We start from the raw sequence: 26,146 nt of genomic DNA, 5'->3' as shown, positions 1-26,146 counted from the left end.
GATTTATGACGGCAATACGCCGCCGCGTTGTTTGTTTGTTGAGTGTAACCAGTTTCATATGGCTTAGCCTATGCGCAATTGCGTTCGCGCAATTGGAATTTGAAACCAAAGCAAAATTCGCCGTGCTAATGGATTACGAATCCGGCACCGTGCTTTTCCAAAAAAACGCTGACGAATTGATGGAACCCGCTTCCATGGCGAAGCTGATGACGGTGGCAGTGGCTTTCGAGCGGTTGCAGCGTGGTCAATTGGCGATGGATGATGAGATGTTCATTTCCGAAAAAGCTTGGCGCGAGGGTGGCGCATCCTCTGGTGGCTCAACCATGTTCGCCGAATTGAATTCCAAAGTGACGGTTGAAAACCTGTTGCGTTCCATCATCATACAATCGGGCAACGATGCCAGCATTGCTCTTGCGGAAGGCATCGGGGGCACCGAGAATTCTTTTGTTCGGGTGATGAATGAAATGGGCAGCGATATCGGGTTGAAAAACTCTGAATTTGCCAATTCAACTGGCTTGCCGGACCCAAATATGCGCGTTACCGCACGAGATTTAGGCAACCTTGCTCGATATATCATAAAGAATTATCCGGAATATTATTCCATTTTTGCAGAGCCAAATTTCGAGTGGAACAAGATTAAACAAAGCAATCGCAACACGTTGCTTGACGATGGTATCGGCGTAGACGGCCTTAAAACAGGGCACACAGAAGCCGCTGGCTACGGTATTGTTGCCAGTACCACGGAAAATGGCAGGCGTCTTATTGCTGTTCTGCACGGCATGAAATCAAAAAAAGAACGCAGTGAAGAAGCGCGCAAACTGGTCACTTGGGGATCACGCAATTTCGAACGGTTTGAAGCCTTCGAAAAAGACGAAGTTGTGGGCGAGGTTTCTGTTTATGGCGGTGAAATTGGGCGGGTTGGTGTCGTTGGCGATGGGCGAATTGACATCTATATACCCAAAGGTTCACGACGTTGCCTGAGCGCCAAAATAGTTTATCAGGGACCATTGATGCCACCTGTTGAACAAGGCCAAGAAATCGCTACATTGCAAGTAAGGTGTGACGACAATTTGATCCAGTCTTCACCCCTATACGCGGCAGAAACCGTTGAGCAAGGTGGAATTGTTCGGCGCGCGACTGACGCACTCAAGGAATTGGCGTTGGGCTGGCTCTAAGCTGAAACTAAACAAATAAACATGTGTTGATTGCACTCGAATGAATTCAAAATTTATAACATTTGAGGGCGGTGAAGGGGTTGGAAAATCCACCCAGATCAAACGCCTTGTTTCCAAACTCACCAAAACCGGTGTCGAAGCTGTGCGCACCCGCGAACCCGGCGGCACGCCGCGCGCTGAGGCCATTCGCTCTTTTCTTTTGCAAGGCAAGTCCGAGCAATGGGGACCAAGCGCCGAGGCGATTTTGTTTGCTGCTGCCCGTCTTGACCATGTAAATTCGATGATCAAACCCAACCTAGCAGATAACAAGTGGGTTCTTTCTGACCGATTTTGCGATTCTACGCGGGCCTATCAGGGGCTAACCGGCGGTGTGCCCGACGAACTGATTGATGCCCTAGAAACCTTGGCGCTCAACGGGGCAACACCAGATTTGACAATCCTTATTGATATGGATCCTGAACTGGCTTTTGAACGGGTGCGAAAACGCGCGTCTGAGGATGGGCTAAATCTTCCACCAGACCGTTATGAAAAAGAAAACTTAGATTGGCATCGCCGTCTAAGAAGAAATTTTCTCGATATCTCACGCGCCAATCCGGACAGGTTCGTCGTCGTTGATGGCAATCAATCTGCTAATGCGATGGAAAGCGACATTTGGGATCGCGTGAAAGAGCGTTTTTCAGAATTGGCCGCATAATGGCAAAAGAAGAAGTTCAATCCCACGCCGATGGTTTGCCGGGAATACCGCCACCAGAGCAACGGCCCCATGTTATTGGCCATTCAAATGCCAAAAAACAAGTCATCGACGCTTATGGCGCCGGCAAGTTGCACCATGCATGGTTGATCGCTGGCCAAAAAGGCATCGGCAAGGCGACATTTGCTTTTGATATTGCGCGTGAACTATTTGTGCTTAGTGGTGATGAAGATGCACATCGCGTTGCAGAAATGGTGGGCAATGGCGCTCATCCAAATCTAAAAATCATCCGACGAGCTTTCAATCATAAAACTGGTAAGTTTGCAGCCAGCGTTTCAGTTGAAATTGTCCGAAACGCAGTCAAATTCTTTCAAACAAGTGCTGCCACTTCCGGCCTGCGCATTTGCGTTGTCGACAGCATCGATGATTTAAACGCCAACGCCGCCAACGCTCTTCTTAAAACACTTGAAGAACCACCTGCAAACACCTTGTTTTTATTGATAGCTAATCAATTGGGCCGAACACTGCCAACCATTCGCTCTCGTTGTCGATTGCTTCGGCTCGGTGTGTTGCACGACGATGAGGTAAAGCAAGTAGTTCGCGACGTTGCCGTAGATACAGATGTTGATTTGGACAATATTCTGGAGCTAGCGCGTGGCCGTCCCCGCAAGGCTGTTGAGGCATTGTTTGCGGCCTCGGATCCTACATTGCGAACATTAGGTTCTTGGCTACAACAACCAAATATGACAGGTGACGCTGAAACGATGCAGTTGGCCGGATCAATTGGCCAATCAAAAGACGAAGCGGTTTGGCCGATGTCCGTTGAAATGCTGGAGAATGCAATTGCGTGGCGCACCAAACATTTATTGGCCACCAATAAGCACAGCCCGGCGCTTGCCAACGCTTTAAAGCTATGGGAAAAGACCTCTGAAATGCTGACTGAGCAGGCAGTGTTCAATCTCGATAAAAAACAAACAATCATCATGATATTGGATGCCATTCGCGAGCTTGATCGCGCCGCACCAATTAACTTTGAACCGAGCGCATGACCGACAAAACCTATTACATCACAACAGCAATCCATTATCCAAACGGCGTTCCACATATCGGACATGCCTACGAAATGGCTGGAACGGACGCTATGGCGCGTTTCAAGCGGCTGGACGGCTATGATGTTCGGTTCTTGACCGGCACAGATGAGCACGGCATTAAAATGGCGCAAACTGCCGAAGCGCAAGGGATCACCCCCAAGCAGCTTGCAGATAAAAATTCAGCTCAATTCCGCCGCCTGTCTGAAGCGCTTGACCTGTCAAATGATGTATTTATCCGCACGACAGAAAAACGTCATCACGAAGCAAGCCAAGCCATCTGGAACAAGATGGTTGAGAATGGCGATATTTATGACGGCAAATATGCCGGCTGGTATTCGGTTAGAGACGAAGCTTACTACGATGAAAGCGAACTCGAAGACGGCGAGGGGGACGAAAAACTATCGCCCCAAGGTACGCCAGTGGAGTGGGTGGAAGAAGCCAGTTTCTTCTTCCGTCTTTCGGCCTTCGGCGATCGGCTGTTAAAACTTTACGATCAAAACCCAGACTTCATTGGTCCCAAGTCCCGCAAAAACGAAATCACTTCGTTTGTGAAATCGGGTCTGAACGATTTGTCGATTTCACGCACCACATTCGATTGGGGCATTCCTGTCCCCAATGCCGATGGTCACGTGATGTATGTTTGGGTCGATGCGCTGACCAATTATCTAACAGGCGTTGGATATCCTGATACTCAAAGCACCGACTTCAACAAATATTGGCCCGCTGACGTGCATGTCATCGGCAAAGATATTATCCGGTTTCATGCCATTTACTGGCCTGCATTCTTGATGTCGGCTGGTATCGAGTTGCCAAAGCGTGTCTTTGCACATGGCTTCCTGACCAATGACGGCAAGAAGATGTCAAAATCACTCGGCAATGTCGTTGATCCATTTGAAATTATTGATGAATTTGGTGTCGATCCCGTGCGATTTTTCTTCCTACGGGAAGTGAATTTTGGCAATGACGGTGACTATAGCCGCGAGAAATTCATCAATCGATGTAATGCTGATTTGGCCAATGATTTCGGGAACTTGGCCCAACGTTCACTTTCCATGATTGCGAAAAACTGTGACGGCAAGGTGCCAACGCCAGGTGAATTAACCGACGACGACACCACCATTCTTAAAGCTTGTACAGACGCAGTTGGAATTGCGCGAACAGCAATAGACAGAAATCATGTTCATGATGCCGTGTCTGCAGTTTGGGATGTTGTCGGTGATGCCAACCGATATTTTGCCAATGCAGAACCTTGGGCGTTAAAGAAAACCGACCCCGAGCGTATGAACACCGTTCTTTATGTGACGGCTGAAGCTATTCGCCGTTTGGCCATTCAAGCGCAAGCGGTTGTTCCAGCATCTGCGTCAAAGTTTCTCGACATGCTCGCGGTTGAATACGATCAGCGCCTGTTTGCGCATGTCAATGATCAACACATGTTGCAACCTGGTACCGAATTGCCCACGCCAACGCCAATCTTCAAACGTTTTGATAAAGAGGCGTAAAACTCCATGCTTGTCGACAGCCATTGCCACTTAGACTTTGATGCATTGCAAGAAGATTTTGACGGCGTTATTCAACGTGCCAAAGTGGCTGGCGTGGAACGCATGGTGACTATTTGCACACGGGTCAAGCAGTTCGATATTATATCCAAAATTGCAGATGAAAATGCAAATATCTTTTGCTCCGTTGGAACACACCCGCACAACGCAGATGAAGAGCTTGATATCTCTGCTGAGCGATTGATTGAGCTATCAACTCATCCAAAATGTGTCGCAATCGGTGAGGCGGGTCTGGACTATCACTACGACAGCGCCCCGCGCGATGCGCAGGAAACCGGGTTTAGGCGTCACATTGCAGCAGCTCGTGCAACGCAGTTGCCACTGGTAATTCATACGCGCTCAGCGGACGAAGATACAATCAAAATATTGCGTGAAGAAACAGAGAAAGGGGCCTTCCCCTTTGTTTTGCATTGCTTTTCCGCTGGTTTGGAAATTGCAAAAGTTGGGGTGGAATTGGGCGGCTATTTGTCATTCTCAGGCATTGCGACGTTCAAATCAGCTCAAACAATTCGCGACGCTGCGCACATGGTTCCTTTGGATCGGATTTTGGTGGAAACAGATGCGCCTTACCTCGCACCAGTGCCACATCGAGGAAAGTCAAACGAGCCGTCGTTTGTTCGCCACACAGCCGAATATCTTGCCGCAGACCTTGGTTTGGAGTTTGAGCAATTTGCAAAAGCAACCACCCAAAACTTTGATCGCTTGTTTTCAAAGGCTGCTTGATGATGGGTGAAAAGCAAAGCATTGAAGTTACAATTCTGGGATGCGGGTCTTCCGGTGGCGTACCACGAGTTGGCGGAAACTGGGGCGATTGCGATCCTAAAAACCCCAAAAACCGACGCAGACGCTGTTCATTGTTGATTAGGGCGAACAGGTCAACGACCGAGCAAACAACGGTGTTGATCGACACAGGTTGTGACATACGCGAACAACTGCTTGAAGCTGGTGTAACTGGTGTTGATGCTGTGTTCTATACCCATGATCATGCTGACCATACCCACGGTATTGACGATCTTCGAGTACTCGCCCTGAACGAACAAAAGCGTGTTGAAGTTTACGCCAATAAGCCAACTCTAGATCGTTTGAAAACCGCATTTTCTTATTGTTTTCAAGCACCCCAGGGCAGTTCTTATCCACCCATATTGAATGCAAATGAAATTTCAGACGGGCAGGTGATAACAATAGACGGTGACGGCGGGCCGCTTGACTTTCACGTTTTCAATCAACAACATGGCAATATAGTATCACTAGGATTCCGTGTCGCAAATTTAGCTTATAGCTGTGATGTATCGGACTTTCCTAAGTCTTCGCACAAACATTTGAAAGATTTGGACGTTTGGATCGTTGACGCACTGCGCCGAACACCACATCCAAGCCATCTTTCGTTTGGCGAAACCTTAAGCTGGATCGAAAAAATGCAGCCAAAAGAAGCATATCTGACAAATATGCATATAGATTTGGACTATGAAACGGTGCAAGCAGAAACACCAGATCATATTATGCCAGCATTTGATGGCTTAACGATCAAACTGAGCTAGACATTCTTAATTTTTCGACTGAACCAGTCGGCAAATCATCCCAAACAATCGATACAATGCGCCATTGATTTGCTATTTTTGCAAGCTGCAGCATTTTTGAACCTTCGCCGAATTGAAGTTTCGCTTCCTGAGACCAGGACTTCTTATATAGAGACCAGCGTTGCGCCGTGTTGCCGACAATTTGCAATGTATTGAATGATTCGAGATCACGAAAATTATATCAGAATCTGACTTAAGCAACTTAACACGCGGTGCAGAAAAGGATTCTACATCATGGAGTTCGATATTGTCTTTGTTGCTGCTCCAAGTTGTAGTTGTTGTTCACCGATACCAATTTGTAATTCAAATAGTAATTCGCAGCACCTCAAATACGAACTAATAGTAACATCAGATAAAAGTTCCATAATATATATTATGCGAATAACGCATGTAGCAGGGTGCGCGCTACCTTGAAGCGCGACTTTTGTTTGAAAACAATATGTTATCAAACAGGAGGAATATATCATGGGCATCAATTACACACAAATCACGCTTGAAGAACGACGTAAGATCGAACGTTGGAGACATGCTCGAGTATCTGTTGATGAAATGGCACGGGTTTTAAACCGTCATCGATCAACCATATTCAGAGAGTTGCGACGCAATCATTTCTTTGATGCTGAGATGCCAAAAGTTGTCGGTTATTTTGGCGTAACAGCCAACATGATGACGTGTGAACGTCGCACCAAGCAACGCAAACTGTATCGTTATCCCGCTTTGCTTATGACAATTATTGAACGCGTCAAACATGGCTGGACACCAGAGCAGATCGCCAATCGCATGATCTATGAAAAGGTCAAACCACGTGTCTGCCAGGAAACGATCTACCGCTACATCTATTCCAAAGAAGGCATCAAGCAGGAACTTTGGTGGTATCTGCCCAATCATCGCAAATCCCGTTTGCCACGTCGTGCTCGAAAGAAACTGCCGTTCAAGTTCCATCGTGATGTCAGTATTTTGTTTCGACCTGATGCAGTTGCCCATCGCACCCAGTTTGGGCATTGGGAAGGTGATTTAATGCTGTTTAAACAACACTTTGGGCAAGCCAATGTTACATCGCTTGTCGAGCGCGTTAGCCGATTTGCGGTCTTGCTGAAGAACAAAAGCAAACACACAAAGCCTGTCATGCACAAATTGACGGAAGCGATTAGGTCCCTACCCCTGATTGCGCGGCGGTCCATTACGTTCGACCGGGGTACGGAGTTTGTATCCTGGCCACAACTTCAGTCACAAATTGGGACACAAGCCTGGTTCTGCGATCCATCAGCGCCGTGGCAAAAAGGCACGGTGGAAAACACAAACCGACGCGCCCGAAGATGGTTGCCTCGCGAACTCAATCTCAAAACGCTCTCAGATCATGATTTGAAGATGATCTGCGATCGTCTCAATCAAACGCGGAGAAAATGTCTGGGTTGGAAAACGCCGGCCGAAGTGTTCAAAGAAAAAATGCTGGAGGGAACCAAATGATCCCCCTACTATGACAAGAACAAAAGTCGCAGTTCAGTCAGCGCTCACAAGTGCGGATGAACCAGCTGATACCGCAACATACATCTCTGCTTGTTCATAAAGATCCGCGGTTTCGTCTGAATAGCGAATATATTCGCAGGTAACATGAAGCTCTTCACCTGCTTCATCAATAACAATGCTATCGCCAGCAAGAATGGTTTCAATCGATCTAAAGGAGCCATCAGACGTCAAAAAGCGGTGGCCCGGCGTAACAGTCAAACCATTCGACAATTCAATCCAGACATCCGTTACATTCTCAAATAAACGCACAACTCGCTTATCAGAAAATGCTCCTCGGCCCAATCCACTAGCGCTTTCAAATGAAGCCACAATGTCGCCAATTTTGATGTCACCAATCTGCTTGTATTTGTTTTCTGCAAGCAATATTTGAACATCAGCTGGGAAGCATTGGTACAAGCCGATCAAACCTGGAACAACTCGTGTATCAAAAAATATCTCAGGAGAATCGCTAGGCTCCCAGCCCATGCCAACATCGACCCATGGGGCAAGCAACGGAAAATTGCCGATCCAGCTATGAGCGCCGATTCCTGCGGAATTGAACACCTCTCTATGAATAGCAAAAATCTCATCAGTGGTAGGTATTTCACCATCTTCAAGAATCAACTTGAAATGAGCTCTCATCAAGTCGTGGGCGACTTGGTCATAGAGTTCATTTCCAACTTGAAATTTACCCCCGGATACGATGCTGGTGTAAAAGTTGCTTATTTGTGCTGGCAAATCGGGCTGAGGACTATGATAATTTCGCCCCACTTTTCCATAGTCGGAACCAAGTTCTGCAAGGTAAGAGTAATACCCATATAGATCATCATTCTGCTCGAAATCCCAAAGCTGGGATATTTGACTGATAGTTGGAGTTTTTGGCGTTGTATTTGAAAAATCAACCATAAAGATTACCCTTTTTCATACGAGACTTTGCGAACCAGCTTCCAAATTATGAGGGACACAAATATTAAAGTCGTGTTGTCGACTAAAGTTGATTGATGATAATCGAGAAATTTTTCACCGGGTTTGGCACTGGAAATCAGTGCATAAATGCTATTCGAAATGAGAAGCATCGGAAGCAACCACTGACTTCCCAAAGCAACCCACAAATGCCTCCCGAGCAAAAAGCTAACAAACTGACGGTTGGAAATACAAATTGCAAACCAAGCGAAGACAAAGAAAAACAGCTGAATGGGAAGTGCAATAATACTTGCTCGAACAGCAAATCCTAACTCACGGAGGTCAATTGGTGATGCCCTGTTAATTTTCGGGTCATAAAAATATTCGGCATTAATGTATTCAGGAATAATTCCCCGAAGCAGGAACTGCGCCAAATCTGTAACAAAGTTTCCCCCAAAGTGGAACATCAATAGATAATTGAGAACAAACACCACCAACACATGCTGGATTAAGTGATCCGATCGAAAAGCATTCTTGTCATCGCGTAAAGACATAATTCCCACCAATCGTCTTGAACCCCATGCGCGTCAGCAGCTTATCGGTCCGTTCCGGTTCAATGCCAGAGGTTGAATGAATGTGAATTTCTTTTGCGTCTTGGCTCTTCGCCCAATCAGACACAATGCGCAAAAGCTTGACGCCGACCTTACCGCCCAAAAGTGTGTGCCGCACTTTGGCTGAAACATACATCACATAAATCGTCACCATGCGCCCACCAACACCAAGATAATAATCCCCTGCCCCGGCATTGAGCACCGCAACGGTTTCGCCCTTATATTGAACATAGACAGCCAGCGTGTCGTGCGGATTACGGATCGCTTTGGTAAAAGCGCGGATGAACTTTTCCTCAGAAAACTCCAAATGCGCGTATCGGCTTTCACCATGAAACTGGTGCGAGATATCTTTGATTTTTAGAATTTCTTCTTGCCGCGTCGCCCGAAAAATCTTTAATTCGCTCGACCCAACTTCCGCCTTAGACTGACCCTGATCCTCAATAGACGCCTCACCGCCCCGCGTTTCCGCCTCAACAGACGCACTTTCGCCTTCAAAACCTTCGGCTTTCAATTCATCAATCACTAAAAACATCCACTCAAATAACAACAAAGCACTCTGTTTACTTTTAAGTAACAACTCGTACAGTCACATCGAATTATGTCAACCGGCGCGGCTGATAAATTGAGCGATGAAGCAATGAGTTTAAACTGCAAAAAAACACAAAAATGCTGCGCACGTGTCATAGCGTATTTATTGCTGAATAAACGTCCGCATGTCATTTAGCATTTTGCACATGCTGTAGATAAAGATTACCTGTAACGGCTTAAAGCGATGTTTTCGACAATTTATGATCAAAACGGAAAAACAACCCTAACATTCCAAAATCACCATGTTCTGAAAATTATAGACATTTTCGTCAATTTCTGTCATATCTTGCGGGTCTCTGCCCCATTGGCCTTGACTCTTGCGGTCCAGCCAATGTCAGTTGATTGAGTGCCCTCCTTACGGGGGTGAGACATCTCTAATTAGCCCACCTAGAGCCATTTCTGACTAGCTTTGACACCAAAGCACCATCACTACCCGCAACCCACTCGCTGGCCACCGGATAATTGCCCGCCGTTTCTTCGCTAAACGCCACCCGTTTGCCTGTTAGCCGCTCAACCGAACCATCTTCCAGCACAACCATGCCGTCGCGCATTTCCAAAATCTCAGAAATCGGCGCAAACGATCCATCAACTGTCAAAAAATGATGACCCGCCGTTACCGTCACACCATTCGACAACTCAAGCCATTCATCCGTTAAACTGCGGAAAAGATTAACCACCCGACGCGGCACCAATCCACCCCGACCGCCATCCTCAAACTCAGAAAACGCCAAAACCTCATCGCCAACAACAATATCAGCAATGGGTTTGCGTGAGCCGTCGGACATGGTGATGTGGGTGTCGCCGGAGAAGCAAAAAACGCTTACTTGATTTGGGTCAGGAGGGGTAAGGCCCAATGCCTTCAAGTCGCGAAGCGCTTCAGCATATTCTGCGGTGACTACTGTCATTTGAGGGCCGCTGAACAGAGAGTGCTTTTGACCAACCGGCGAATTGCTCAATTCACCTGTTAACCCGTTAAGATGAGCCGCTTTGTAGGTCGCATCCCAGCGAGCGAATGCAGCAGCTTCAACTGGGCTGTAGCCTTTTGCCTTGTAAATCCCGGTCACGGTCTCGCGAGCAAAGTGACCAAACTCACGATCATTCTCGACCCATTCTTCAGGCACTTTGGCATAAGGTTTGAGGTCGTTTATTTCCTTCGACCAACCATTTGCAATCGCCTCATACATAAATGCAGCGTCATTTTGTCCGCCGGGCAATAGTCGTTGCTCGAGATTAGGCGCACCGAAGAAATCCTCCGCAACTGTCGTCGTTGCGCTGTGAAAATACTTACTCCCATTATAGAGCGGACCCAAAAACGCATCTGAAATAATGCTAGGATTTGTAACAGCATTGCCAGGGACTGTTAAATATATGCCGCCTTCCGCCCAATCGTTCCAAATTGCCAATCCACCAAAAGCGGTCGTTTGATTGCTGACGAAATCGTATAATGCGCCGCCCGCTGGTCCCGGCATACCTGTAGGCGTTGATACCCCAACAGCCCCTTCGACGTGCCAATCAAATGTATAAGGAAAAAAGCTAAAATCGAAACCACCTGCACCAGAAGCGGCAACGCCAGCTGAAACCTGCTGGCCAAACCGAATAGATACTTGCCCGTCAGCACCGTCCCAGCCGGTTGCCAGGTAGTAAGTCGCTACTTGACCGTAAATGCCGCCGCCGGAAAAATCGACTTTATTGGGTCCGGTCATCAATTGCCTCTCTTAAAATAAAATAGCACCAAGGCTTTCGGTTTAGAACCCGAATACTTGGTGATTTTTTGTCAAAGGGGTTCACAGGCATATCCGCCTTTTTCTTGTCGTGTAGGATGTAGGTCAAAGTGGATACCACAGTCAGTATTATGAACGATGATAACGCGAAGAAAATCAACAATGCCCCAACTAAAAGTCTTTTTTCGTTTACAAACGAAACGTAATTAACAAACAAGACAGAGATGGGCCAAAGCACAATCGACGATATCAGCCTCCATTTTGTTGACAGAGTTTTTGAATGCTGGTCATACTCGTGACCCATTGGAAATCTCCCGCTTTGAATTCTCTTCCAATTGCGTATCTATGGTCACGACAATCAATTCAACAAACATCTGCTAAACTCCCACCACATAATTCCCACCAATCACCTTGAACCCCATACGGGTCAGCAACTTGTCGGTCCGTTCTGGTTCAATGCCAGAGGTTGAATGAATGTGAATTTCTTTGGCGTGCTGGCTCTTCGCCCAATCCGACACAATGCGCAAAAGCTTGACGCCGACCTTACCGCCCAAAAGCGTGTGTCGCACTTTGGCAGAAACATACATCACATAAATCGTCACCATGCGCCCACCAACACCAAGATAATAATCCCCTGCCCCAGCATTAAGCACGGCAACAGTTTCGCCTCTATATTGGACATAGATCGCCAATGTGTCGTGCGGATTACGGATCGCTTTGGTAAAAGCGCGAATGAACTTTTCCTCAGAAAATGCTAAATGCGCATATCGACTTTCGCCATGAAACTCGAGTGAGATATCTTTGATTTTCAAAATCTCTTCTTGCCGCGTCGCCCGAAAAATCTTCAGACCATGCGAACCATTGCTCGGCTCCGTCTGATTTTGATTATCCGTAGATATATCGCTGTTTGGCAACGCAGCCTCATCAGACATAGCTTGGTTGTCCATGCCCTCAGCACTCAACTCATCAATCACTTAAAAACCCACTCAAAATCAAAACAACAAATCACAGTGTTTACATTTAAGTAACAATTCGTACAGCGGCATCAAATTATGTCAAGCGAATGGACGATGATTATGGTGGAATGAACAGATCCGATTGACAAATTCAGTTAGAAACAAGCACCGAGATCCAAAGGACAATTCGAATGGAGGCATATCTCAACGACACGCCATATAGTTCAATTCTCACCATTATTGATGGGGATTGTTCAAATATACCAAGTGAATCACTTTTTACGTTTCAAACACAAAACAACAAAACAAACATGATTTTCCAAAACCATCATGTTATGGAAATAGTACACATTTCCGCCGTTTATGCTATGTTCTGATAGGTTTTGCCACATTGGCTTTGACTCTTGCGGTCAGCCGATGCCCTCAAGCTCTGAGACTGTCGCATTTGAGCTTTGCACAAACTGTCTTGTTTTATCTTTGCAGAGACAATCCATGTAGCAGCTATTTAGTAATCTCACATCAGCTTCGCCTAGAGGGCCTAACTGGCCCGAAGCTGCATATGTGGCCAGAATAAAGAACAAGTAAGGAACCTCTTTGAGGAAGGGCTACTCAAACAAGCTGTCTGACTTTACAGGCGGTGGGAATTCTGGGGTTGGTTTTTGATGTTCGAATGGCATTTCTCGCCTCTCGAGCGTCGGGGGCTAACTTGAACGATGCCTGCCTCATCTACAGTGAAACAAATTCCTACCGCAAGAAAACCAATTGGTGTTTAGCCAAGGAGCAATATGCTACACACCTAATCGGCATGGATCGCTCACTCCTTAAACGCTCTAGCGAGTTGATCAAGAATTGGCTTTGTTGCATATGAGAATGCTGTACGTGGCGTTGTCTCTATGAATGCTTCAACAGGCATACCTGGGATCAGCTTTAAGTCGCCCAGCTTATCCATTTCTATTTTTGAAGTGATGATCCGAACAAGATAATGAGGAATGCCAGTCTGTGGATCTATAGAAAGATCTGCGCCTATTTGTATGACTTGTCCGTTTACAATTGGCGTGGTGCCTTGGTCAAATGAAGAAAATCTCAACTCCGCGATTTGCCCAATTGTGAGTTGGTCGATATCTTGTGGTTGTATTTTTAGCTCGGCAACTAGTTCATCTGTGATCGGTATGATTTGAAGGACTTCTTGTCCGCTCGCGATTACCGCGCCCTTATTGTGAACTTGAAGATCATGGACCACACCAGATTGTGGTGCGCGCAAATCGATGCGTTGCAATTGATCCTTTGCCGCAACTTCACGTTCAAATAACTCGTCAACCTGGGAAGATATTTCTTGTTCTTCTTCTGCAACTTGACGTTGGAACTCACTGTCGATCTGCAGCGACTGTAATTCGACTTCCGCAATCTGGTTGCCAATTTTCCCGGCGTCTGCATCCAGGGCTCCCAATTGCCCCTCAGCCGTGGCCATTTCACGCTCTCGTTCACGTAACTCCCGAGACGAAAGAATTTCTTTTTCAACCAGATCTTTAGCGTGTTGCAAATCTTCTTCTATGAGTGAGATTTCTTTTTGCTTCGCTTTGATCTGTGCGTGAATGCCACCCAACTGCTTTTGCAATTGTTGTTTGCGTTGCTCCAATTGCTGCCTTTGACCGATACGGGTTGCAAGTCGAGCGGCAAGAATTGACTGCTCTGCAGCCATTGCATCTTGTGAGATGTTATATGAATTCGCTTCAAGGCCCGTAGCTATTTCAGTGTGACCTAATCGCTCTGCCTGCAATCGTGCCGTCTGTGCGCGAAGTTTTGCTAACCGTGTTTCAATGATCGCCAAATCAGTTCGGGTGATCGTCGAGTCCAGCGAGAGCAACACGTCGCCGATTTCAACAAGGTCACCGTTCGTTACATTTATCTTAGCAACAATCCCACCTGAAGGATGCTGGACGGGCTTAGCATAACTATCCACAACCACAGTACCCATGGCAATCACTGCTCCCGACAACGGTGCCGTAGCAGCCCATGTACCAAAGCCACCAACCAGTATCGTTGTAAATAAAGTCGCAATAATCAAATGCCGCCGGATCGACTTTCTAGCAGGTGTTGCATTCACGGTTTTGGTCTCGTTTGAGGGGGTGTTTGGTTTATCTCATGGCCTGTAGGGCCAAGTTTGTTCCTTGCGATACCGCCCAGCACTTCGCCAATTGTACCCATTTGTTCAATACGCCCAGATTTAAGAATGAGGGCTTGATCAAGGTGCCCAAGGATTGACGGGCGGTGTGCGATAACAACGACAATTCCACCCCGTTGGCGCACTGACGAAATCGCCTGGTTAAGCGCGATCTCGCCTTCACCGTCCAAGTTTGAGTTCGGCTCGTCCAGCAGGACAAAAAACGGATCTCTGTAAAGGGCGCGTGCCAGTGCAACCCGTTGCTTTTGGCCCGAAGATAATTGTGTTCCACCATGGCCAATTTGCGTCTCGTATCCATCAGGTAATTGTAAAACAAGGCTGTGGATGTCAGCGAGCTTTGCGGCCTTGATTATGTCCTCAGAAGAAGCATCTTCTTCAAATCGGGCAATGTTTTGAGCAATCGTGCCTGACAGTAAATCAACAGTTTGTGGCAAATAACCGATATGCACACCTAGCGCATGTGGGTCCCACTGATCCAATGAACCACCATCCAAGCGCACAGAGCCACTCTGCACATCCCAAGCACCAACCATCACCTTTGCAAGGGTAGACTTTCCAGAACCAGATGGGCCAATAATACCCAGTCCTTGCCCCGCCAAAAGCGAAAAGCTAACGTTGGCCAAAGTAGGTTTATCCCCGCCTGGTGGCGCCGCTGTTACATGCTCTATCGTCAGTGTGGAGTTTGGTATAGGAAGTTCAGTGCGAGATTGATCAATATCAGGTAACTTGTTGAGCATGGCGGACAGTCGCCCCCACCCCTGTCTTGCACCCATAAAGTTCTTCCAGTTTGAAACTGCCAATTCAATCGGCGCTAGCGCCCGCCCCATCATGATCGAACTAGCGATCATTATGCCGCCAGTTGCTTCTTGATGGATAACCAACCATGCGCCAACAGCCAAAACGCCTGATTGCAACATCATGCGAAGTATCTTCGACAGGTTACCAAGACCGCCTACCACATCGTTGAGGCCAGCTTGTGATGTCAAAAACCGTTGATTTTCTATATCCCAATGTTTGGAAAGTGGCTGCGCCATCCCCATTACTTTGAGCGCCTCAGCATTTTGTTGCGCTTCTCGCGCGTAGACGTTTCTGCTTGCAGAAGATTGTGCAGATTGTTGCACCGGGTCTTTGGACAAGACCTCAGACGCAATCGCAATTGCGCATAAAATCAAACCGCCCGCAGTTGCCACAATGCCGATGAGTGGATGGAATACAAAACATATGGCTAAATAAAACGGCAACCATGGTGCATCAAATAGAGCAATTGGCCCCATGCTGGCCATAAAACCGCGCACGCGATCTAAATCCTGCTGAGCCTGACCACCATCAACTGGCTTTCCACCAAGATGAGTAGAAGCCGCTAATCGATAGATTGCGGTTCCCAGATGCTCGTCTATAGATCGACCGATACGCCCCAGAATACGCAACCGCATATTATCGAAAATGCCTTGGAACGCAAAAAGCATGGCCGCGATGACGCATAGACCAATTAGGGTTGGCACACTGCCGCTTGGGATAACCCGATCATAGACCTGCAACATGAAAATTGACCCCGTTAGGGTCAAAATGTTCACTACCGCACTGATCATGCCAACGCCGATGAACGCAGACTTGTTTTGCGATAAAGCCTGGGCGAGTTTTGGTCGCCCAGGCTTATTGTTTGAATTGTTATTGGTCACGTTAGTTTAGACAATAAAGTTGAAGTCGTCTGATGTTAGGTCAGACAAGCTCACACCATGAAGGGTCATGCCCTCACTATTGTCGAGGTTGATGTAGGTGTCGCCATTCCACTCTGTGGCATTGGCTATGAGCTGAGCAAAGTTACTTGCCGTTTGGCCATGAACTTCAATGACATCCCCATTAGCGCCCCCGTTGTGGGTTTGGAAATCGCTTACGCCATCCCAGCCATCGCCTGACTTGAAGATGATAGTATCATTGCCACCTTCTAGGACAAGCCAATCGTCTCCAGCACCGCCTTCTACGGTATCATTGCCGCTCCAAGCATGAAGACTATCGTCGCCCGCACCACCTTTAAGAACGTCATCTCCTTGGCTACCATAGATCGTGTCAGCACCATCTTCACCGTCAGCCGTTCCACCATTGCCATCTAGCGTAATAGTGTCGTCTCCAGCACCGCCCCAAACAAAGACTTGATCTTCAACAAAGATGAACTCGTCATTATGCGAAGATCCCTTGAAGCCTTCGATTGATGTATAGGTATCGCCAGCCGCATCGCCGGTGCCAGAGTTGGCAACGCCAGTGTGTAAGTAAATACCAGAACTTGCCGTCTCATATGACGCAACATCAAATCCTGCACCACCATCAAGCACGTCAGCACCGCCATTGCCAATGAGGGTATCATTGCCCACGTCGCCTGTAAGCGTGTTGTTGCCAGCGTCACCAATCAGTGTTTGATCGGCAGGTGTGATGGTAATGTCGAAATCATCTTCACTTAGCTGACTGACGGTCACATTCTTCAAGGTGATCAAGTCGCCATTGCCCAAACCAGTTTGGTTGAGATCAATCTGAACGTCGCCGTTAACATCACTTGCTTTGGTCAAGAATTCAGTAAAGTCTGCGAAAGCTATTCCACGGATTTTAATGAGGTCGCCGTTCGTAGTACCATTGTGAACCGTGAAGTCCAAAACGCTGTCAGAGCCATCCCCGACGTTAAACTCAAAGCGATCATCACCAAGCCCACCAGTGAGCTGGTCATTGCCTACACCGCCAACAATCACATTATTGAGTGCATTACCTTGAATGGTGTTGGCCAAACTATTACCCGTTGCATTGAGCGCTGAACCCGTGAGATCAAGATTTTCCACATTGTTGCCAAGGGCGTAATCAACCGATGAGACAACTTTGTCAGCTCCCTCGCTCGCATGCTCAGTAATGTCGTCACCGGCATTGTCAACGATGTATGTATCGTTGCCCATACCACCGACAAGCAGGTCAGCACCAATACCACCGTCAAGAATGTTGTTATTATCGTTACCTGTGATTGTATTGACAGTATCGTTGCCTGTGCCATTTATCGCGTTAGTACCAGTTAAAATTAGGTCTTCCACATTGTCTGCAAGCGTGTGACTGACCGAAGCCTCAACTTTATCGTAGCCATCATTATGGGCTTCAATAACGGTATCGCCCGCATTGTCGACAACATAAGTGTCATTATGCGCACCACCAGACATTTGGTCGGCACCTGTGCCACCGTCAATGCGGTTATTGCCAGCTCCAGAGGTCAGGATGTCGTTGCCAGAATCACCGTGAAGTTCACCAGCTGAACCGGCAATGGTCAACGTATCATCACCAGCACCGCCGTAAAGTTTGGCATTGTTCCAAGCCGTAGTGATTTGATCATCGTGGTTGGAACCTTTGATTCCTTGAATTGATTGATACCAATCGCCAGCGGCATCACCCGTGGCAGACGACATGTGGCTTGTATCAATCACAACACCTGTTTGTGCAGTTTCATAAGAGGCAATGTCAAAACCACCACCGCCTTTGAGATCATCAGCACCAGCCCCGCCGATGAGAATATCAGCGCCGCCATTACCTTCGACGACGTCATCTCCTGCACCTGCATCAACAATATCTTTGCCTGACCCAGCCTTGACATAATCGTTGCCAGCACCTGCTTTGATATTGTCATGACCATTCTTGCCAAAGATGCTGTCAATGCCATCACCTCCATCAAGAACATCTGCGCCGTCGGTGCCATAAATATCGTCATCGCCTGCACCACCAGAGATGTTTGCATGCGAGCCAACTGCAGTGAGCTTGTCGTTCCCTGCACCACCTTCCATCGTAGCACCGTCAGCCACAAGGATCATTTCGTCATCAAATTGGGAACCAATCAGACCTTCAATCGAGGAATATGTATCCCCTGCAGCCTCGCCAGTGTTTTGAGATTCCCAACCCGTATGAACAAATACACCGGATGTTGCCCTCTCATAAGACGCGATATCATGGCCGTCTCCACCAACCAATTGGTCTGAACCCAAGCCGCCTACAAGAATGTCGTCGCCAGCTTGGCCCGAAAGCACATTATTGCCACTGGTGCCAATAATTTTGTTGCCCAGACTATTGCCCGTACCGTTCAAGTTCCCAGTGCCGGTTAGGATAAGGTCATCAACATTTGCGGTAAGAGTATAGTTGATTGAAGCTTTGACCAAGTCGTGACCTTCGTCCGCAATCTCTGATACCAAATCGCCAATATTGTCCACGATATAGGTATCATCTCCTGTGCCACCATCCATCTGGTCACCACCGGCACCGCCATCAAGAAAATCATTTCCACTTTGGCCGCTCAATTGGTCAGCACCAGCATCACCATTCAACTGGTCATTGCCGGTTCCACCTAAGAGCACATCATTGCCAGCACCACCGTGAACAACATCGTTTCCATCTTGACCATCAAGGTAGTTTGAGTTGCCGTCACCGGTCAGCGTATCACCAAACAGCGACCCTTTGACGCTTTCAATATTTGCGAAACTATCACCGGCCGCATCACCACCACTGCCGCTACCGGCCAATAGATTGACGCTCACGCCGTCACTGGAGAGGGAATAATCAACAAGATCTACGCCGTCTCCACCATCTATTTGATCTGCACCATCACCGCCAATGAAAATATCATTTCCGGCATTTCCGAAAAGCTGATCGGCACCACTACCACCGTCTATTTTGTCATCTCCAGCCCCACCAGAAATCGTATCAGCTAAAACGCCGCCTATGATGTAATCATTATTGTCGGTTCCCGTGATGTTATATGCTAACTTATCGCCTATGGCGGTTACCAAAACAATTGGAACAGAAATACCGTCAGCAACATTTTGAGTTGTTTTCGCATCTTGACGGTCAATACGCGTAACCCAGGTTTGATAAGTATCTGGGAAGCCGCCATTGGTAGCGTCGCTAAGCATTGTACGCACTCGGCCATCTGCACTCACCGTATAAGTGCCTGATGCAACGACATCTCCGTTTGCATCGACATCAGTAATGGCTGCAATCTGAGAGCCGTCAAGGCCACGTTTCCAAACCTCTTTGTGTTCAAAAGTGCCATTGCCGTCGTAATCTGCCTCAACGATACGCGTAATGCCGTCCGCACGAATTGTCGTTTTTGTTGCGGCCGCAACGGTGGGGTTCCCAGTTGCGACTGCTGAGGCCCACCGGATTTCGTTGCTATCTGTCGGAACAGCACGTGCAACAGCGTTTGCCGTTGTTTCTGTAGTTATTGAACCATCTATATTGTTGATCGTTGTCGTAACCTCGTCAGCGTTGCCGTCGCCATCGACATCAACTTCACTGACCTTGGTCCGACCATCGGCGTTTGTTTTGATAACAGCCTTGTTCTGTAGAACAGGTGAAATTGATGAAACAGATCCATCGCTCGCTGTCTCACTGACCTTGTAAACCTCTAAAACTTCCTCACGCGACCCGTCGGCATTTGTCAACCACGTGTGCGATGTGGTTTGATCGACGACGCCGTCACCATTTTCATCTTTCTCTGTCGTCAACAACAGGCCATCTGAGCTTCGTTCACTAATGAGCACCTCTTGAACAACACCATTTTGATCAAAATTGGTTTTTGTTATTTTACTGGACCCATCAATCGAAGCTTCGACGATCTTCGTCTGATTAGTGTTCCCATCACCGTTTGCATCAATACTGATGTCGGTGCGAGACCCATCAAAATTGTTCTGGACAACGCTCGCTTCTGTTAGAACATCATTAGCATCATATTTTGATTTGGTGGTTTTATCGGTTCCATCCGCAAAAGTTTCTCGAACTGAAACAGATTTTTCCGTATAGCTACCCGTTCCCTTAGGATCGAGTTCAGTTGTTACCGTTAATCCGTCAACGCTGGTATGAATGGATGTTTTGGAAATCAAGCTACCATTTGGATTCGTGACAGTAGTTGTTTCTGTCAACGAACCGTCAGTGTTGGTCGCAACCGATTTCTCAGCAATTTCATCAAAACTGCCGCTGCCGTCACTGTCACGCTTAATAGTAGTTGTCGTCCTGTCAGCAGATTTAGTCGTCTCAACTTTTGAGGTTAAGACACCATCATTAAACAGACTGACAAGCGTTGTGGACGACCCGTCGACCGCAAATGTCGTGTCTTCGATACGGTGTTCATCCACAGTACCGTTGCCGTCCAAGTCCCACTGGGTGGTTATGGTTCGACCGTCAGCGCTTGTGGTCACCATGGTTTTGTTGTTTGTCGCTTCAACATAAACCGGTTCTGCCGCATTCGAATCGCCACCGGTAAGAGAACTATTTGTCACTGTTTGAACAGTTGTTCCGTCAGCATTCAACTGAGTAAGGGTGGTAGTTTGCGTTTCCGCCAATCCATCCCCATCGCTGTCATATTGAATTGTTATTAGCGTACCGTCAGCACTTGTTGTCGTATATTGCCCACCAGCATCCCCAAATTCTCTGCCAGATGCAGTTTGAACAACACCGTCCATTTTTGACGTGCGAATTGTTCCATCGCCTAGAGTTTGCTGAACAAACGACTGGTCGGTTGTAGCATCGCCATCTACATCTCGGCTGGTGTGAATTTCTAGACCATTGGCACTCGTCTGAGTGATGGTTTTATCGTGAACAGAACCATCCGCGTTGAATTCGGTAAATGTGTTTGTTTGAGAACCGTCAGCATTTATCACAAGCACTGAAGACTGGCTGCGGGTGCTATTCCCCCCAGCGTCATCCCAAGTTGTGTTGCTTGTTCGTCCATCCGCACTCGTTGTTGTCGTCGACTTCTCCAGTAAAGCTCCAGCAACGTCAAACTTGGAATACACTTTGATCGTTGATCCATCAGCATTCAACGTAGTCAGTGTGGAAGTCGAACTGTCGGTTACACCGTTTCCATCAGTGTCGTTTGTTACTGTCGAAGATAAACCATTAGCCGCCGTGTTTTGAACCGATTTGGATACCAAAACGCCCGACGTATCGTAGGTGGTCACCTCCGTCGTTACTGAGCCATCGATGTTCTTTGTCGTAACTGCCTTTTGGTCATCAACTCCATCGCCATTACGATCAATCGAATTGCTAGACGACAAACCGTCACCTGAAGACATAACTACACTCTTAGAAGCCAGCGATCCATCGGCCGCAAAGTTCGAAGTTGTTACCGTTGTCGAACCATCTGCTGCGAGAGTTGTGACTTGCGATGTTGTTAGGTCGGCTGTGCCATCCGCACCATAAAAAACAGAACTTGTTTTAGTAAGTCCATCATCACTGACTGTGGCAATTGACTTCCCTGTTTGAACAGTTCCATCGCCATTGTAAGATGTCGCCGTTGTCGTTCGTGAACCATCAACATTCAGAACCGTTTGTTCTACTGTTTTGCTGTCAAATTGACCGTCACCATCAGCATCAGAATAGGTAGTTTTGTTAAGTTGGTTACCGCTTACTGTGCTTACAGAAGAACCATTTTTGTTTGCTGCTGTCTCGACATTGCCAGCATAGCTGGTTTGCGTTGTCGTTACCGAACCATCATCGTTCAAGGTCTTCACTGTGCGCAAGATCGTATCAAAGGTGCCGTCACCATTGGCGTCCGATTTTGTAACGCTCGTAAGTCCATCAGCACTAATCTCAGAAACACTTTTACCAACCAAAATCGTGCCATCGGGGCTAAAACTCTCCACCGTTTGAACAATTGAACCGTCAACAGACTTAACAGTCGTGGAAATACTTGCTGGGTCCGTAAAGTCTTCGACAAATTGTTTGGTAATTACCGTCAGTTTGTCAGCGCTAATCTCAGTTACAGTCGGACCAACGCGGGTTGAATCAGGTGCTCCACCCACGTGTTTTTCGACAACCTGGGTAATCGATCCGTCTGCATTCTTACCCGTTACATCAGCGAATGAATATTCTGGAAGAGCGCCTCCATTTGCATAGGTCGCGCCGTATTTGGTCAAACCATCAGCACTCGTTGTTACCTCTGATTTGGAGATTTCAACTGTACCATCACCATTTTTCGTTTCAGTGGTGACACGAGATCCGCCATCAACAAGTTGAATTTTAGTGGTCTCGACTATTGTATCGTATGTGCCGTCGCCATTTATGTCAGATTTAGTCGTTTGTGTCAGACCATCTGCACTCGTGGTTGTTTCAACACGATTAACAAGAATGCCCCCATTGGGAGCGTAGGTCGAAATTGTATCGACCAAGTTGCCATTAACTTCAACAATGGTTTGAATTTGGTCAAAATTGCCATCGCCATCACTATCAACGCTAATTGTGCGGGTTTTGCCGTCCGCGCTCGCGGATTCAACAAATTTCGAGGATAGGCTTTGATCTCCATTCGTCGTCGTCACCGTGCGTTCACGAGACCCATCCCCATTGACCACAGTTGCATCAACCGTTTTCTGATCAAACACCCCGTCCCCATCAATGTCTACTTCTGCGGTCTTGGTGTTGCCGTCCGCGCTCAGTGACTTAACAGTCATGCTGCGTAGGCTTCCGTCGCCATTTGAAATCGTATCCGTAGTCGATTTACTACCGTCGACATTGTTCGTAATTACGCTGGAAGATGTGATGTCCACATCTCCATCGCCGTCCAAATCGGTTTCGACGGTTCGAGACTTACCGTCTCCGCTAATGGTCGTTTTAATGGAGCTCGTTTTATGAGCCAACGTTACGCCATCGCCAGAATAGTTAGTAATTGTTTCTGTGCGGGTACCGTCTGCAGCAACATTGGTATCAACGGTTTTTGTACCATTGATGCCACCTGTGGCGGTCAATTCAACTTGTACCGTTTTGGACAGTCCGTCCGCACTTGTTGTCGTTGATTGCCGATCATGCATGGAGCCATCGGCGTTACGGTTTTCAATAACGACCGTTAGGTCACCATTGGCCGCAGTGGTGCGAGTTTCAACAACATCAAACACACCAGAGCCATTCGCATCGGTGCTGATTGTGATTGTATTTTTGTCCGCGCTTGTTTCCTTTTGCTCACGACGAAGCAAAATTGTTTCACTGGTGTCAAAGTCGTCAAAAGTTTCGACAATTGATCCGTCTGCATTCAGCACGCGACTTTCGGAGCGAACACGATCGGCAACGCCATCGCCATCGTCGTCAAACGAGATGGTACGCGTATTTCCGTCAGCGCTTATTGTGGAAACAGTATTGTGTGCAATCGACCCGTCTGTCCGACGCCCTGTGTTTTCGATTGTCGTTGAACCGTCAGCGTTATTTGTAGTTGTCTGCGTTACGACATAACTTCCAGTGTCATACGAAAGGGCCACATCTCCGGCCACACCAGTTGTGCCATCTGATTTCGTAAAAGTTGTGGTACCTGCGATGTTGGAGCCGTCTGAAAGTGTTTGCTGATGGTTATTGGAGATCAAATCAAGTGAGGTAATACCCAACTCTGCCAATGTCTTGAGCGTTGTGGTGCCATCGTCATTGGTGACCAGTATTTTGAATAGTGACCAATCATCATCCTGTGCGTCGAGCTTGCCGTCACCATTGCTATCAAAAGCCATACGCAGCGCTTCAAGGTCTGACCTTGCTGAAGGCGCCCAAGACGTAAAATCAATCTCTTGCTTGAGTTCAATTACGCCATCATTACCCTCATCACGGACCAAAACGCCATCACCTGCCGCAGCCCAGGCCGTGCGGTTGTCTTTGCCATCTCCATTGATGTCATAGAAAAAGTTCGACGCATTCAGTTGTGCGATTTCAATGCCGTCGCCATCTAAATCAAATATGACCGGTTTTGTCTTCCAAACACCATCTGCAGCGTCGAAATAGTCATAACCGCCGCTGCTTGAATTTGAATCTTTGTCGCTGTCATTATCACGCGAGCTGCTGCTGCTACTTTGCGACGACTTTCCACCGCCATCATTATTGCTGCTGCTTGATTGTTTATCGCTATCAGACTGCGAGCGTGTGCCGTCTTTATTATATGTCCAACCCGTAGTCGTATTGGTGGTTGAGCCGTCGGCGTTTACAACATAATCGTAGCCATTCTGTGAAACAGTCGTCCCCGAATTGACCTCTTTGCCAGTGCCCAATGTAACCTTTGGTCCAGAACCAGTCACTTGTGTTCCACCAACTGGCGATGTGCTGCCCGGCGTTGTTGGGGGTGAAGTGGTTCTACCCGTTGTCATATTTGTGATGGAGCCATCACCATTGACCGTATAAACATAATCATTGGCGACGATTTTGGTACCAGCATTTACCGTTTTGCCAGACGCAATTGTGGTCGCGGGCCCGTCGCCTGGAATGGTGATCGGGTCATGGTCTTGTTCCATCAAATGTTTGAGCGCCGCGCTTTGGTTTTCAGCTGAAGCTGGATCAGGTTTCCAAATAACCGCGTTTTCAAATTCATTGGTATCAGGATTATGCCGCGGAATCATGTGCGGATAGACCGGAGTTCCATCGTATTTGTTGGCAAAATCGACCGACATGTTATGCACACGAATGCCGCCAGCTACATAAGTGTGGAAGTCTTCAACCTCGAAGTTATAGGTTTTCCAGCCTTTTTTAAGTTCAGGCTGAAGCGCCAACGATCCGGCCGAGGCCGCAACATACATCTCTGCTTGTTCATAAAGACCCGCTGTATCTTCCGAATAACGGATATACTCACCGGTTACTTTTAGTTCATTGCCAACCTCATCAATGACAATGCCATCGGCGCCAAGAATGTCATCAATTGCCTTAAACGAGCCATCTGATGCCAAGAAATGATGTCCCGGCGTCACGGTTAAGCCATTCGAAAGCTCAATCCAGATATCTGTTACGTTTTCAAAAAGGTGTACTACGCTCTTACTTGACAATGCCTCACGACCATTGGACACGGACTCAGAGTAGGATGCGACTTGATCACCAACACGAATGTTCTCAATCTCAATCAACGTTCCATTGGACAACTGAATTGAAGTATCGGCGGAGAAGCATTTATTGATGTTATCACCAAACCGAGCACCCGGTCCCATCGCACCAAGCATCTGGAAAACACCAGCATTAACATTGTCAGCAAACCCTAAATTCGCTTTCCCTGGCGAATGTTGTGCTGATCTTGGTACCATCAACATGTAATTTTCTGTGGAACTACCAACTGAAATATCGTATTGTTGAGGAACACTAAAGTTTCCATTTTGAATATCTTGCCGGGCCAATAGTATTGCTAGCACTTCCCCACCAAGCGTTCCGGCATGTCGCGGCATGTTCCCGAGGTTGCCAGATAAAATGTCCGGACCAAGTTGATCCAGATTGAAATCATAGGTATCAACAACACTATTAATAGAAAAACTGACAAATTTGAGATCATTATTTGCTGACAGAACATCGTTGACCGTAAGGTTTATTCGTGCGTGATTTATTGACTCTGCATGTGCACCACCAAATCCACCGCCGAATTCAAATGAACCCCCTACCGCAAGATTTTCAAACTCACCCTGAAAATCATTGATTAAAGTACTGAGTTTCAAATCACGGTAAATACCACCGTTAGGATTGATTGATACACTCTGACCGCGGCCTGAAACGTACCAATCTAACGCTGCCCCAACTGGCCATGTTCCGCTAACAAAATGTCTGTCCACAATATTCTCCAAAAATCTCTTAATTGCT

At 47.3% G+C, this 26,146-nt stretch carries 15 protein-coding genes; 7 read left to right on the top strand and 8 right to left on the bottom strand.

Annotated elements, in window-relative coordinates; genetic code table 11:
- The first annotated feature begins 5 nt into the window (after positions 1-5).
- From ACSHWX_RS07270 to ACSHWX_RS07240, 7 genes are all read left to right on the top strand, one after another.
- Positions 6-1,175: a D-alanyl-D-alanine carboxypeptidase family protein gene (locus tag ACSHWX_RS07270; RefSeq protein ID WP_435667534.1), complete on the top strand. Its 1,170-nt coding sequence runs from the start codon at positions 6-8 to the stop codon at positions 1,173-1,175.
- A gap of 40 nt (positions 1,176-1,215) precedes the next feature.
- A complete protein-coding gene (gene tmk / locus ACSHWX_RS07265) occupies positions 1,216-1,869 on the top strand; it encodes a dTMP kinase (protein ID WP_435667533.1) in 654 nt (217 codons plus the stop codon).
- A complete protein-coding gene (locus ACSHWX_RS07260; RefSeq protein WP_435667532.1) occupies positions 1,869-2,915 on the top strand; it encodes an AAA family ATPase in 1,047 nt (348 codons plus the stop codon). The genes tmk and ACSHWX_RS07260 overlap by 1 nt, the downstream gene beginning before the upstream one ends.
- A complete protein-coding gene (gene metG, locus ACSHWX_RS07255; protein WP_435667531.1) occupies positions 2,912-4,456 on the top strand; it encodes a methionine--tRNA ligase in 1,545 nt (514 codons plus the stop codon). Before ACSHWX_RS07260 ends, metG begins: the two co-directional genes overlap by 4 nt.
- 6 nt (positions 4,457-4,462) lie before the next feature.
- Entirely contained in the window at positions 4,463-5,236 is a 774-nt protein-coding gene (locus ACSHWX_RS07250; RefSeq protein ID WP_435667530.1) for a TatD family hydrolase, read from the top strand.
- Positions 5,236-6,051 carry an MBL fold metallo-hydrolase gene (locus ACSHWX_RS07245; RefSeq protein WP_435667529.1) on the top strand — a complete coding sequence of 272 codons (816 nt, stop codon included), beginning with the start codon at positions 5,236-5,238 and terminating at the stop codon, positions 6,049-6,051. Before ACSHWX_RS07250 ends, ACSHWX_RS07245 begins: the two co-directional genes overlap by 1 nt.
- 504 nt (positions 6,052-6,555) lie before the next feature.
- A complete protein-coding gene (locus tag ACSHWX_RS07240) occupies positions 6,556-7,557 on the top strand; it encodes an IS30 family transposase (RefSeq protein WP_435667528.1) in 1,002 nt (333 codons plus the stop codon).
- Between the two features lie 33 nt (positions 7,558-7,590).
- Here ACSHWX_RS07240 and ACSHWX_RS07235 read toward each other — a convergent pair whose 3' ends face one another.
- The 8 genes from ACSHWX_RS07235 to ACSHWX_RS07200 form a co-directional block, all read right to left on the bottom strand.
- Entirely contained in the window at positions 7,591-8,502 is a 912-nt protein-coding gene (locus ACSHWX_RS07235) for a Hint domain-containing protein (RefSeq protein ID WP_435667527.1), read from the bottom strand.
- 5 nt (positions 8,503-8,507) lie between these two features.
- Positions 8,508-9,053 carry a hypothetical protein gene (locus ACSHWX_RS07230; protein WP_435667526.1) on the bottom strand — a complete coding sequence of 182 codons (546 nt, stop codon included), beginning with the start codon at positions 9,051-9,053 and terminating at the stop codon, positions 8,508-8,510.
- Positions 9,037-9,633, bottom strand: a complete 597-nt coding sequence (locus ACSHWX_RS07225; protein WP_435667525.1) for a hypothetical protein — start codon at positions 9,631-9,633, stop codon at positions 9,037-9,039. Before ACSHWX_RS07225 ends, ACSHWX_RS07230 begins: the two co-directional genes overlap by 17 nt.
- Positions 9,634-10,072: 439 nt before the next feature.
- A complete protein-coding gene (locus ACSHWX_RS07220) occupies positions 10,073-11,401 on the bottom strand; it encodes a Hint domain-containing protein (protein ID WP_435667524.1) in 1,329 nt (442 codons plus the stop codon).
- A gap of 395 nt (positions 11,402-11,796) precedes the next feature.
- Positions 11,797-12,393 (bottom strand): hypothetical protein, encoded by a 597-nt coding sequence (locus tag ACSHWX_RS07215; protein ID WP_435667523.1) that lies wholly within the window; start codon positions 12,391-12,393, stop codon positions 11,797-11,799.
- Positions 12,394-13,189: 796 nt separating this feature from the next.
- Entirely contained in the window at positions 13,190-14,479 is a 1,290-nt protein-coding gene (locus tag ACSHWX_RS07210) for an HlyD family type I secretion periplasmic adaptor subunit (RefSeq protein WP_435667522.1), read from the bottom strand.
- On the bottom strand, positions 14,476-16,236 hold the full coding sequence (locus ACSHWX_RS07205; RefSeq protein WP_435667521.1) for a type I secretion system permease/ATPase: 1,761 nt from the start codon (positions 16,234-16,236) through the stop codon (positions 14,476-14,478). Before ACSHWX_RS07205 ends, ACSHWX_RS07210 begins: the two co-directional genes overlap by 4 nt.
- A gap of 6 nt (positions 16,237-16,242) precedes the next feature.
- On the bottom strand, positions 16,243-26,118 hold the full coding sequence (locus tag ACSHWX_RS07200; protein ID WP_435667520.1) for a hypothetical protein: 9,876 nt from the start codon (positions 26,116-26,118) through the stop codon (positions 16,243-16,245).
- Positions 26,119-26,146: the final 28 nt, after the last annotated feature.

It is taken from the genome of Maritalea sp. (assembly GCF_051251695.1).
Taxonomy (GTDB): domain Bacteria; phylum Pseudomonadota; class Alphaproteobacteria; order Rhizobiales; family Devosiaceae; genus Maritalea.
The sequence above is the reverse complement of the archived record's forward strand: the minus strand, read 5'-3'. Positions and strand labels throughout refer to the sequence as shown.